Source organism: Allofournierella sp., assembly GCF_048388525.1.
In the GTDB taxonomy this organism is placed as follows: domain Bacteria; phylum Bacillota; class Clostridia; order Oscillospirales; family Ruminococcaceae; genus BQOK01.
Window position 1 is genome coordinate 1 of sequence record NZ_DBGCTQ010000003.1, and the last position, 11,989, is coordinate 11,989.

Here is an 11,989-nt window from a genome sequence, read left to right on the forward strand (position 1 = left end):
CACGAGCTTCTCGCACACCTTCGAGATGATCTTGATGCCGCCGAAGATGACGAGCAGGTATTCCCGCAGGAGGCCGCGCACCCCGCTGGGCACCCGCAGAAAGCCGATGACCCAATCGATGCCGCAGAACGCCGCCAGGGACAGCGCGGCGGCCAGAGACGCGATGAGCACAAAGGCCGCGCACACGCCATCCTGCAGGCCCGCCTCGTCGCGCTGGCCGAAGCGGATGGAAAACACGGCCCCGCTGCCCATGCACAGGCCCAGAAGGATCGAGGTCAGAAAGGTCATGAGGGTGAAGGCCGAGCCCACCGCCGCCAGCGCGTCCGGCCCCAAAAAGCGGCCCACGATCAGCGTGTCGGCGACGTTGTAGCACTGCTGCAAAAGGTTGCCCGCGACCATGGGGGCGGCAAAGCACAGCATGGTTTTTAAAACCGGGCCCCGCGTAAGATCCCCGTTCACAGCCCACCCCTTTCCGGCTTTTACGCCGCGACCGCAAAACTTTGTACCGCACCTATTTTACCAGGGCAAGCGCGTTTGGGCAACCTGAAAGTTTTTTGCACCGCGCGGCGGAAGAAAAATGACGAAGGCGCGAAACCGTGGTATAATTTATCCCAAAGAAGCGGGACCAAAAAAACGACAAGGAGGCGTGAACGCCATGCAGGATACCGTTCGGGCGCTGAAAAGCCAGGTGCACAGGAAAAGCCTTTATACCCTGGCAAAGGGGGTGAGCTCGTTCCACCGGGTGCAGGCCAGCGGCGGCTTCAAGGCCGCCGCCGACTGGTGCGCCGCCGCGCTGAACGCGCGCGGCGTGGAGGCCCGGGTGCTGGAATACCCGGCCCGGGCCGGGGGCTTTGCGGGCAGCTACCGGCTGTTTCAGCAGTGGGACTGCCGGGCGGCCTGGTGCCGCCTGACCTGGCCGGAAGAGATGGACCTGGCGGACTATGAGGTGGAGCCGGTCTCGGTGATCCAAAAAAGCGCCCCCTGCGACTGGCGGGCCCGGCCCCTGGAGCTGGTGGAGATGACCGAGGGCTGCGCCGAGGCCGCCTATGAGGGATGGGAGCTGGAGGGCAAGGTGCTGTTCACCCACCAGCACATCAACAAGTTCGGCTGGGCCATCCAAAAGCGGGGGGCGCTGGGGCTTGTGAGCGATTATTTGAACGAGACGCCCTATGTGCGCTGCCCCGAGGAACTGTTCGACACCCTGAACTACACCTCGTTCTGGTGGAAACACACCCCAGAGGAAAAACAGGCGTTCGGGTTTGTGGTGCCCCCCCGCCTGGCCCAGAGGCTGCACGCGGCCTGCCAAAAGGCCCGGACGGAATATGAGGCGGGCCGGGCCGCGCACCCCTGGCCCAGGCTGAACGCCTATGTGGATTCGCGCCTTGCGAACGGCGCGAGCCACGTGGTGGAGGCGGTGCTGCCGGGGAAAAGCGAGGAGACGGTGCTGGCGGCGGCGCACCTGTGCCACCCCTGCGCCAGCGCCAACGACAACGCATCCGGCGCGGCGGGGGCCATGGAGGCGCTGGCCGCCATTCGGGCGGCGGTGGAGCGGGGACTGCTGCCCCCGCCGGAAAGAACCATCCGGCTGATCCTGGTGCCGGAATTTACCGGCACCTACAACTACCTGAACGACGGCCGGGACCGGGCAAAGTATCTGGCCGGCATCAACCTGGATATGATCGGCGCAAGGCAGGAGGGGACCACCGGCCCCATCACCCTGACCGGCCTGCCCTGGGCCTGCCCCTCGTTTGTGGGGGACCTTGCCATCCTGCTGATGCAGGAGGTGAAGGAGCCGGTGGCCAGCCGCGACGACCTGCTGCTGGCCCACGTGCTCACAAAACAGGCGCCCTTTGGCCTGGGCAGCGATCACTTTATCCTGAGCGACCCGGCGGTGGGGGTGCCCTGCCCCATGCTGGGCCAGTGGCCGGACGCCTTTTACCACACCAGCAGCGACACGCTGGAGCGGCTGGATATGGACGTGCTGCGCTACTCGTGCCTGGTGGCGGCGGGGTATCTGTACACCCTGGCGAGCTTCTCGGCGCGGGACGCGCAGCTGGTGTGGAACCACCAGCGCACCCGCCTTATGGCCGAGGCCGAGCGCATCCGGCGCGAGGGGATCGCCCGGGGGCGCGACGAGGCCGGGACCGCCCGCCGCCTGGGGGCGCTGAAGAGCTTTTATAAAGGGGCCGCGGCCAGCGCGGCGGCCTTTGCCCCCGGCGCCGACCCCGCGCCCCAGCTTGCCTGGATGGACGCGGCCGTGCCCTGTGAGTTTTGCCCGGCGCCCGGCGGCCCGGTGTGGCGGCGGCGTTTTGCCGACCCGATCGAATCGCTGGAGGATCTGCTGCTGGAACGGCCGGAACAGCTGGCCCTGGCGCGGGCTTATGGCGAAAAATATGCCGGCGAAGAGGACCGGGAGATGCTGGAGACCCTGTGCGCCTATTACATCGACGGCATGCGCACCGAGGACGAGGTGATCGCCTGGGTGCTGGCCGAACAGGGCGGCCAGAATGCCGCCCTTGTGCGGGATCGCATCCGGCTGCTGGCCGCCTGCGGCCTGCTGGAGAGGGCGCAGGCGTGAGCCCTTGGCCGGCTTTTGCAAACGCGCGCCGGCCGCCCCGCGGGGAAGGGGCGAAAAGAGTTGTAAATATGCTGCTTTACAGCTATAATCATTACTATAACAACATCATGGATCGCGGCCATGAACGGGAGACAGGAGGGTTTGAGCATGCGCTTTTTTATTGACACGGCCAATCTGGAAGAGATCCGCAAGGCAAACGACATGGGGGTCATCAGCGGGGTGACCACCAACCCCAGCCTGATCGCAAAGGAAGGGCGGGATTACGCCGAGACCCTGAAGGCGATCGCCGCCATTGTGGACGGGCCCATCTCGGGCGAGGTGAAGGCCACCACCGCCGACGCCGCGGGAATGATCGCCGAGGGGCGGGCCATCCACGCGCTGGACCCGGCACACATGGTGGTGAAGATCCCCATGACGGCGGAGGGGCTCAAGGCCATCAAGGCGCTGGCGGCCGAGGGCATCCCCACCAACTGCACCCTCATCTTCTCGGCGAACCAGGCCCTGCTGGCCGCCCGTGCGGGCGCGGCGTATGTGTCGCCTTTTTTGGGGCGGCTGGACGACATCAGCCAGCCCGGCGTGGAGTTGGTGCAGACCATCGCGGCCATGTTTGCAAATTACACCGACCTGCACACCCAGATCATCGCGGCCAGCGTGCGCAGCCCCATCCACGTGACCGACTGTGCGCTGGCGGGGGCGGATATCGCCACCGTGCCCTACAAGGTGATCGAGCAGATGACAAAACATCCGCTCACCGACGCCGGCATTGAAAAGTTCCGCGCCGATTACGTGAAAGTCTTCGGGGAATAAGCGCAGCCGGCATACTTTGGAGACAGGGCGGCGTTTCCCAAAAGAAGGAAAGGGGCGGCGGGCAGTTGCGGATATATTTTTCGTGGTATCTCCTGGCCCCGGTGATCCTGGCGGCACTGTACGGCGCCGTGCAGTGCCGCGCCGTGGCCGCAATGGGCGCGGCGCACCGGCCCGCCCGGATCAATTGGCTTGTGACCGCCCTGCCGGCGGCGGTGCTGACCGTCGGGTGGTCGGCACTGGGGTTTCCTTTGCCGCTTTTTTACGTGCTGGCCTACCTGTTCCGGGCGATCCGCCTGTTGGGCAGGGGACCGGTGCGCAGGAAAAACTGTTTTTTTTTGAATTTGAGCTACGTCAACACCATGGCGCTGCATCTGGCCCTGATCGGGGCGGCGGCCCTTGCCCGGGGCGTGACCATGCACGCCCTTTTGTCCACCGGGTTTTGGCGCACCAGCAGCGCCGCCGCCGTGCTGGCGGCGGACGTGGCCGAAGGGCTTTTGTTTTTGCGGCGGGCGGAGCTGCCGGCGGCGCTTGCGGCCGAGGCCGGCAGCGAGGAAGCGCGCCCTTTCATGGCCTTTTTGTGGTTTTGCACCGGGTACCTTTTGATCGACAGCTTTTTGTGCGTGATCGAGCTGGAACCCCTGTATCCACCCCTGTTCCTGATCGGGAGCATCACGATCCTGATGTATTTCATCATCCGGTTCCTGTTGCACATCCACGCACTGATCCGGGGCGAGTACCTGATGAGGGAGCACGCGCGCCTTTCGACCCGGCTGCGGGCCGCGCGGCAGAGCGCGGGCACGCTGCAGCGCATCGTGGACCGGGACGCGCTGACCGGGGCGCTCTCGCGCCGCAACGTGATGGAGCGGATGGACGCCCTGATTGGGGAGGGGCGGCCCTTCTGCCTGGCGTTTTTGGACCTGGACGGCCTTAAGCGGATCAACGACAGCCAGGGCCACGAGGGGGGCGACCGGTACCTTGCCGGGTTTGCAGGGGCGATGGCGGCCGGATTGGGGCCGGACGACCTTTTTGCCCGCGTGGGGGGCGACGAATTTGTGGCGCTGCTGCGCGAGCGCGACCCACAGCGGGCGGCCCGCAGCATGCAGGCGATCCGCAGCGCGCTGGAAGCGGGGCAGGAGGGCGCGGCCTTTCGCTTTTCGTACGGCGTGGCGGCCTTTTGCCCCGGCGAAGCGTGCGACGCCGAGGCCCTTTTGCAGGCGGCGGACCGGGCGATGTACCGGGACAAGGCACAAAGGCGAAAGGAAGGGGGCGCCGGCCCATGCTGATCAATCTCATCACGGCGGCAGCCTACTTCTATTTCAACTGGCGCTATTTCGCGCTCGTTACCCGCGTGCTGGGGCGGCCGCGCATGGCGAAGCTTCCGGCGGTGGGCGTGTTCTTTTTGAACTATATCCTGTTTTATGTGTGCAGCGTGCAGGAATGGACCCTGCTTGTAAACTGGGGGCTGTTTTTTGCGTTCCAGTTTGCCGAATCGCTGCTCTACTGCAAAAATGGCTGGCGCGTGCCGCTTTTTTTATCGATCGCCGGGGTGCAGTGCGGCCTTACGATCAACATTTTCTGCCGCTGCGCGGTGGCCATCGCCACGGACCAGCCGCTGGCCGCCTTTGACAACCACGTCTCGGCCTACGGCAACCTGAAGGGACTGCCGGTCTTTTTGGGCTTTGTGCTGGGGGGCGCCGTGCTGCAGCTGATGGCGCTGCCCGCCCCGCTGGAAAAGCTGCGGGCGTTGATTGCGCACCCCACCCACCTCAGGTTTCAACTGGAACTGATGGCGGGGATGTTCCTTTACCTGTTTTTGAACCTGCTGCTTTACCAGTCCCGCAGCGACAGTGTGTTTTTAAAGCTGTGGGGGATCAAGTCTGTGATCTTTTCGCTGGTGGGCTCGTATCTGGGCCTGCGATATTCCCTGGAAATGTGCCGCCTTTCGGATTACCGGGAGCAAAACCGCGCCATCCAGCGCGCACTGGCCCAAAGTGAGCGGGAAGAGCGGAAGCTGCGCTCGGCGGCCTATCGGGACGCGCTGACAGGGACCTACAGCCGGCAATACGCGCTGGAGCAGCTGGACCGGCTGCTGGGGCAGAACGCCCGGTTCGCCCTGTGCTTTGTGGATCTGGACGATCTGAAGGGGGTCAACGACCGCCACGGCCATGCGCAGGGGGACCGCTATCTTGTGGCGGCCGCCCGGGAGCTGGAGCGCTTTTGCCGCCCGGAGGAAGATGTGCTGGCCCGCTTTGGCGGGGATGAATTTTTGCTGCTGCTGCCGCAGACGGATGAAGCCGCCGCCGCGGCGCGGCTGGAGGGGGCGGACCGGCGGCTGGCGGAGCTTGCCCGCAGCGGGGAGGCGGGGTTTGCCATGTCGATCAGCTATGGAGTGACGTGCGGCGGGCCGGGGGACGCCGCCGAGGCGCTGCTTGCCGCGGCGGACGAGCGCATGTACCGGCAAAAGCGGCGGAAGGCGGGCGACCGGCCCGGGGCTGCGGCAAAATAGCCCCCAAGAAAAATTGGCACAAAAAAGCCTTTGAACCTGGCTGTAAAAGCCGGATCCAAAGGCTTTTTGCTTTTTGGAAAGCTGTTTTTTGCGCAGTTTGCCATCGCAGTTTCATTTTGCAAAAGCTTTGGCACAGGCGGCCCCGCCGCCCACTAACGGGAGAGCAGATTGGGCAGGATGATGCTTAAAGATTCATACAGCCACACGCAGAGGGCCGCCGCCCCGATCAAACAGAGGGCGTTTTTTGCGCGGAGCCTGGTTCCCGCGTTCATGAAACGGGAGCCCTTAAAGAGGAAAAGCGCATAGCCCAAAAGGAGGGGAAGCCCCAGCCGCACCAGATAGATGCCGAGCGCCAGCAGCACAAAGGCGGCCGTTTGGGTGACGGCGGCCTGGGGCGTGGCGCGGATCAGCAGCGCGGTGACGCCGGCCCCCGCCAAAAAGGCGAAAAGGGGAAGGGCAAACAGGACGCCCCCGATCAGTTTGAAGCGCTTTATTTTGGAGTTGAGATTTTCCTGGGCAAAGGTGAGTGTGTTTGAGATCACCATATCCATTTCCTCCTTCTGTGCGGCGGGCGCGGCCGCATTGGCAAAGAGCTCGCTCAGAGAAATGCCGAGCTCTTTTGTGAGGGGCTCGACCATGCAGATATCCGGGAAGCAGACGCCCCGCTCCCACTGCGACACGGCTTTGTCTGTTACGTTGAGCCGGCCGGCCAATTCCTTTTGGGTCATTTTGAGCGCCTGCCTTTTCCGGCGGATCAGCAGGCCCACGTCCTGGGGATTCATGCCGCTGCCTCCTTTGCAATGTTGTTCAGTTACAGTATAATGCAGCGGGGCGGGTTTGCCTATCCATTTGTTGTGGAGCCGGGCTGTGGCGCGGCTTTTTGGCCGGTGAAGGCCGAAAGGAAAGGGATACGGCGTACAGGGAGAAAGGGGAAGCGCAACTCAGTTTGTAATGTGGGGGTTATATCCCCTTGATAAGAGGAAGGATAACCTTCATACTGATCCTATAAACATAGGGGGATTTTTATAACCGTGTCGGAAAGATTAGGTACAGCGATGGACGGAAGAGAAAACTTTATGGATCGGTCAACGAGAAAGCGCGGCGGGCATATCACGGAGCGGATCCTCCGGCTAATGGCCGAGCGTGGCTGGTCGAGATACGAGCTGGCCAAGCGGGCAGGACTTTCCGAGACCACCGTTGCAAATTTGTTCCGCAGATGCAATGCTCCTTCCATTCCCACATTGGAAGCCATTACAAAGGCCTGCGGTATCACCATGGCGCAGTTTTTCACCGAGGGAGACGACCCGGTGGTTTTATCCCAAGAGCAGCGCGCACTTCTCATACAATGGTCTGTGCTTACGCAACAGCAGCAGGCATTGCTGCTGCAATTCATCAGCATGAACAAGCTTTGAACGGCGTGGATCGCTTCACCCAGTACCCCTATTTATAGCCGAGCATACTCGGCTGTACGGAAGAAAACTGTAGAAATGTTGATAAAAAATAGTGTCGGATTCAGTTTGTGTGATCGGGTTCATGTAAAGACAACGAGGCTGTAAAGGCTGATGAACAGGGCGTTTAACGGCTCTTTCCAGCTTGTGCCGTAAAATGTTTACAGGTCATGCTTCAACCAAAATCCCGCCTGATTTCCGCCCTGATTTTATAAAGACTAGGGGTACAATATAAAAACAGATGAAGCAACTTGACAGATTTGATATTAAAATCTAGAGTATAAGAAACAAGAATATTCTCCTTAGACGGAGAAGGCGAACCAGAGATTATAACGATAAAGGAGAGTTATACATGAAAATAGGAGAGGTGTGTTTACTAACAAGCAATGTTATTCGGTTAGCTAATTTTTATAAATTGCTCTTTGGTATTGATAATGAAAGCAATGACGATACTCATCAATTCATCATATCAGAGAATACTACATTAACAGTTTATAATGATGGAATTGAGCGTAAATTGAATCCGCATAATATTTGCATAGCGTTTACAGTTGATGATGTTGATACGGAATATACAAGATTGGTTAAACTTGGGGTAGAGATTGTTGACCCTCCGACATTGAGACCTTGGGGTGCAAAGAATATGAGTTTTTTAGACCCTGATAATAATTTGATAACCTTTAGATGTTTTCCAAACAGTGAACAAATGAGCATTTAGTACGGTGCGCCTTATTGGTAAAAGGCGTACTACCTTTTGAGCTGTTTTTTACTATTTGGGCAATAAAAAATAAAGTTTTTAATGAAGCAAAGGAAATTGACTTTGTGGCGGTGCGGCGCGACGAGCGCGCCTGCGTTCAGGTGTGCAGGGTGCTGCCCGGGCAGCCAGACCGTGAAGCTGCAAACCTGCTGGAGATCAAGGACAACTACCCAAGGTATGTGATGACACTGGATGAGCTTGCCTGCAAAAACATCAGGGGCGTAAAGATCATGCACCTTGCGGATTTTCTGCTTTGCAGCGAATACTGAACCTGCGCCGCGCACAAATAAAAGCGCCGCAAACCTTGCCAAGCCAAGGTTTGCGGCGCTTTTGCTGGCGTTCCCGAGGTGATTCGAACACCCGACCTACCGCTTAGGAGGCGGTCGCTCTATCCAGCTGAGCTACGGAAACATGTGTTTAATTATAAAACGCTGTGGGCAGAAAGTCAAAACGCCTTGGCCTTTTTCAGCGGGCGGACGCGCCGCCCCGCTGAGCTGCGAAGACGGATGGATGGGGCCGCGCAAAAAACGGCGCGCGCTGGGAACCCTTTTATTATACCTGCATCTGTGCGCGAAATCAAGTTGAAATCGCGGCGCCGAAAGTGTATAGTATAAGAACACGCAAATACAATGTGGTAAACAACATACACGGCGCGCCGCGGCGCGCTTTTTGGAGGGACCTTTTTGGAGAGCGGCAATTCCTCACAGCTGAACCAGCTTATGGCGCGGGCGGCGCAGAAAAAACGGGGCAAGCCCCATTCGCCCACCCGGCTGATCGTGGGCAGCTTTTTGGGCGTGATCCTGGGGGGGACGCTGCTTTTGCTTCTTCCCTTTTCGACCCCGGAGGGGATAAGCGTGCTGGACGCGCTGTTCACCGCCACCAGCGCCACCTGTGTGACCGGCCTTGTGGTGCGCGATACCTACCAGGGCTTTACCGGCTTTGGGCAGGGGGTCATCATCTGCCTGATCCAGATCGGCGGCCTGGGCCTTGTTACCCTGGCCAGCTTTTTTGCCCTGGCGCTGCGCCGGCGGGCCAGCTTTCATTCCATGAAGCTGGCGAGCGAGTCCATCAACACCTCGGATGTGGCAGAGGCCCGCAAGCTGCTGTTTGTGGTGATGAAGCTGGCCGCTTTGTTTGAGGGGGTGGGCGCTGTGTTGCTGGCGCCCGTGTTTGTGCCCGAATATGGGCCGCAGGGCATCTGCATCTCGGTGTTTCTTGCAATATCGGCTTTCTGCAACGCCGGGTTCGACGTGCTGGGGCGCGGGGGGGCCTATGCCAGCCTTACGAACTATGCCTCGAACTGGTACGTGCAGGGGGTCATTATGTTCCTGATCATCGCGGGCGGGCTGGGCTTTTTGGTGTGGCACGACCTGAGCCAGTGGCACCGCACAAAGCACCTGACCCTGCACACCAAGGTGGTGCTGTTCTGCACCGGGATCCTGATCGTGGGCGGCACCCTGAGCTTTGCGTTTTTGGAGTGGTACAACCCTGTTACCCTGGGGGGCATGGGCGCGGGCGACAAGCTGGTGAACAGCCTGTTCCAGTCGGTCAGCGCCCGCACGGCGGGCTTTAACACGGTGGATCTGGCGGGCATGAGCACCATCACAAAATGCATGATGTGCATCCTGATGTTCATCGGCGCGGCGCCCGGCGGCACCGGCGGCGGCATCAAGGTGACCACCTTCAGCGTGCTTTTGGTGACCGTGGCCAGTGTGGCCACCGGCCGGGAGGACGCGGTGATCTTTCGCCGCAAGATCGACAAGAAGACTGTGTACCGGGCGCTGTCCATCGCGGTGCTGAGCCTGTTTGCGGTGATTCTGGCCACCCTGTTCGTGTTCTTCAACACCGGCGCCAACTGCGGCCCGCTGGACAGCCTGTTTGAGTCGGTGAGCGCGTTCGCCACGGTGGGCCTGTCGGTGGGGGCAACGGCCAACATGGAGCCGCTGGCAAAGGCAATTACCATGATCACCATGTTCGTGGGCCGTGTGGGGCCGGTTTCGCTGGCCATCAGCCTGGCCGCGCCCCGCAAAGAGGGCCGCTTCGACGTGCTGCCGGAGGGCAAGATCTCGGTGGGCTGACGCCTGCCTTGGGGATGGGAGGTTAAAAGATGCTGCAGCGAGAACTGTATTTTGCCCTGTTGGGCACGGGGTTTACCTGCCTTGCCACCGTGTTGGGTGCGGCCATGGTGTTCTTTTTTAAAAACGATATGGGCCAGGGCACCCAAAAGGCCTTTTTGGGCTTTGCGGCGGGGGTGATGATCGCGGCGTCGGTTTGGTCGCTGCTGCTGCCCGCGATGGAAATGGCCGAGGTACAAGGCAAAAACCCGCTGCTGCCGGTCTGCGGCGGCTTTGCCATCGGCGGCGGGTTTTTGATGCTGCTGGACCGGCTTATGCCGCACCTGCACATCGGAAGCGAGGAGCCCGAGGGCCTGCCCGCCCATTTGAAGCGCACCACCATGATCGTGCTGGCGATCACGCTGCACAACATCCCCGAGGGCATGGCCGTGGGGCTGGCCTTCTCGGTGGCCGCACAGGATACCGGCGCTGCCGCGCTGCCCGGGGCCATTGCGCTGGCCATTGGTATGGGGCTGCAAAATTTCCCGGAGGGCGCGGCGGTGAGCCTGCCCATGCGCAGCCAGGGGGTGAGCAAGGGCAGGGCCTTTGTGTGCGGCGCGCTGTCCGGCGTGGTGGAGCCCATCTTCGGGCTTTTGACCGTGCTGGTGGCCGGCAGCGTGACCGGGATCATGCCCTGGGTGCTGGCGTTCGCGGCGGGCGCCATGATCTACGTGGTGGTGGAGGAACTGATCCCCGAGGCACACCTGGGAGAGCATTCCCACCTGGGTACCGTCAGCGTAATGCTGGGTTTTCTCGTTATGATGATACTGGATGTGGCGCTGGGCTGAGGCTTTGGCTGCCGCCATGACCAATTGCCCCGTTCCCTGCATATACTATGTGCAGAGAAGGGGGCTTTTTTATGAACGTGAACGCAAGGCCCGCGGGCAGGCCGGACCTGGCCCGGGGGCTGGAACAGGCGGCGGCGACGCCGGGTGCGGTGGTGCTGGACGTGCGGGAGGAGCAGGAGTACGCGCGGGGCCATGTGCCCGGCAGCGTGAACCTGCCCCTGGGGCAGGTGGCGTCGATCAGCCTGCCGCGGCAAACGCCGCTGTTCGTGTATTGCCTGAGCGGGGCGCGCAGCCGCCAGGCCTGCGCCGAACTGCGGCAGCTGGGCTACCAGGCGGTCAATATGGGAGGCGTGCTGGGGTATAAAGGTTCGCTGGTACACACGGAAGAGGACAAAAAGTAACAGGAACTTCACAGAAAACGCAGAAAATGTGGTATACTATCCTTAAAAGCAGCCCCTCGGGGCCAAGGAGGGTATTTCACACCGTGAAGTTTTTGAAAAAGAGCTATTTTGCCTCCTCACTGGCATTTATCCTGTTGGGGCTGGCGCTGCTGCTGTGGCCGGAAGTGTCGCTGCGGGTGGTGTGCTATTTGTTCGGCGCGCTGATCCTGATAAAGGGTGTGCTGAGCATCTGGGCCTACGTGCGGGCCGAGGAGCGGTTTTTCTTCAGCTATTTTACGCTGCTGTTCGGGGTGGCGGCCAGCGCCCTGGGCGTGTTTTTGCTCGTCAAGCCGGACACCGTGGTCTCGGTGCTGCCGATCCTGATCGGCCTGTTCATCGTGTTTGACGGGGTGGTGCGGCTGCAGTCCGCCTTTGACCTGAAGCGGGCGGGCTTTACCGCCTGGTGGAGCTTTTTGCTGCTGGCGCTGCTCTCGGCGGCGCTGGGGGTGCTGATGATCTGGAACCCCTTTGCCACGGTGCAGGTGCTGGTGATGGCCATCGGCATCATTCTGCTGATCGAGGGGGCGCTGAACCTGATCAGTGCGATCTAC

13 protein-coding genes and 1 tRNA gene are annotated in these 11,989 nt (G+C 61.0%); 11 read left to right on the forward strand and 3 right to left on the reverse strand.

The window, feature by feature from the left end; all coding sequences use genetic code 11:
• Nucleotides 1-459, reverse strand: a 459-nt coding sequence (locus ACMLHZ_RS00305; protein WP_418665825.1) for an MATE family efflux transporter, incomplete at its 3' end; no start/stop codon positions are given.
• A gap of 196 nt (nt 460-655) precedes the next feature.
• Between ACMLHZ_RS00305 and ACMLHZ_RS00310 the strand changes: the two genes are divergently transcribed.
• From ACMLHZ_RS00310 to ACMLHZ_RS00325, 4 genes are all read left to right on the forward strand, one after another.
• Nucleotides 656-2,578 (forward strand): DUF4910 domain-containing protein, encoded by a 1,923-nt coding sequence (locus tag ACMLHZ_RS00310; RefSeq protein WP_418665826.1) that lies wholly within the window; start codon nt 656-658, stop codon nt 2,576-2,578.
• 147 nt (nt 2,579-2,725) lie between these two features.
• The gene (fsa, locus tag ACMLHZ_RS00315) at nt 2,726-3,385 is read left to right on the forward strand and encodes a fructose-6-phosphate aldolase (RefSeq protein ID WP_418665827.1); all 660 of its coding nucleotides are present in this window, start codon (nt 2,726-2,728) and stop codon (nt 3,383-3,385) included.
• 65 nt (nt 3,386-3,450) lie between these two features.
• Entirely contained in the window at nt 3,451-4,668 is a 1,218-nt protein-coding gene (locus tag ACMLHZ_RS00320) for a GGDEF domain-containing protein (RefSeq protein ID WP_418665828.1), read from the forward strand.
• Nucleotides 4,662-5,891 carry a GGDEF domain-containing protein gene (locus ACMLHZ_RS00325; protein ID WP_418665829.1) on the forward strand — a complete coding sequence of 410 codons (1,230 nt, stop codon included), beginning with the start codon at nt 4,662-4,664 and terminating at the stop codon, nt 5,889-5,891. Before ACMLHZ_RS00320 ends, ACMLHZ_RS00325 begins: the two co-directional genes overlap by 7 nt.
• A gap of 152 nt (nt 5,892-6,043) precedes the next feature.
• Here ACMLHZ_RS00325 and ACMLHZ_RS00330 read toward each other — a convergent pair whose 3' ends face one another.
• Nucleotides 6,044-6,673 carry a helix-turn-helix domain-containing protein gene (locus ACMLHZ_RS00330; RefSeq protein WP_418665830.1) on the reverse strand — a complete coding sequence of 210 codons (630 nt, stop codon included), beginning with the start codon at nt 6,671-6,673 and terminating at the stop codon, nt 6,044-6,046.
• 294 nt (nt 6,674-6,967) lie between these two features.
• On the opposite strand from ACMLHZ_RS00330, the gene ACMLHZ_RS00335 reads away from it, so the two are divergent.
• From ACMLHZ_RS00335 to ACMLHZ_RS00345, 3 genes are all read left to right on the forward strand, one after another.
• Nucleotides 6,968-7,303, forward strand: coding sequence for a helix-turn-helix domain-containing protein (locus ACMLHZ_RS00335; RefSeq protein WP_418665831.1), 336 nt, complete (start codon nt 6,968-6,970; stop codon nt 7,301-7,303).
• 388 nt (nt 7,304-7,691) lie between these two features.
• The gene (locus tag ACMLHZ_RS00340; protein ID WP_418665832.1) at nt 7,692-8,057 is read left to right on the forward strand and encodes a VOC family protein; all 366 of its coding nucleotides are present in this window, start codon (nt 7,692-7,694) and stop codon (nt 8,055-8,057) included.
• A 104-nt stretch (nt 8,058-8,161) separates the two neighbouring features.
• Complete coding sequence (locus tag ACMLHZ_RS00345; RefSeq protein ID WP_418665833.1) at nt 8,162-8,365, forward strand: hypothetical protein; 204 nt, start codon at nt 8,162-8,164, stop codon at nt 8,363-8,365.
• A 65-nt stretch (nt 8,366-8,430) separates the two neighbouring features.
• Here ACMLHZ_RS00345 and ACMLHZ_RS00350 read toward each other — a convergent pair.
• Nucleotides 8,431-8,507, reverse strand: a tRNA-Arg gene (locus ACMLHZ_RS00350).
• Between the two features lie 272 nt (nt 8,508-8,779).
• On the opposite strand from ACMLHZ_RS00350, the gene ACMLHZ_RS00355 reads away from it, so the two are divergent.
• The 4 genes from ACMLHZ_RS00355 to ACMLHZ_RS00370 all read left to right on the forward strand — a co-directional run.
• The gene (locus ACMLHZ_RS00355; RefSeq protein ID WP_418665834.1) at nt 8,780-10,174 is read left to right on the forward strand and encodes a TrkH family potassium uptake protein; all 1,395 of its coding nucleotides are present in this window, start codon (nt 8,780-8,782) and stop codon (nt 10,172-10,174) included.
• A 29-nt stretch (nt 10,175-10,203) separates the two neighbouring features.
• A complete protein-coding gene (locus tag ACMLHZ_RS00360) occupies nt 10,204-10,998 on the forward strand; it encodes a ZIP family metal transporter (protein WP_418665835.1) in 795 nt (264 codons plus the stop codon).
• Nucleotides 10,999-11,069: 71 nt separating this feature from the next.
• Nucleotides 11,070-11,399, forward strand: coding sequence for a rhodanese-like domain-containing protein (locus ACMLHZ_RS00365; protein WP_418665836.1), 330 nt, complete (start codon nt 11,070-11,072; stop codon nt 11,397-11,399).
• Nucleotides 11,400-11,482: 83 nt separating this feature from the next.
• The coding region (locus ACMLHZ_RS00370; RefSeq protein WP_418665837.1) for an HdeD family acid-resistance protein at nt 11,483-11,989 on the forward strand (507 nt) is incomplete at its 3' end.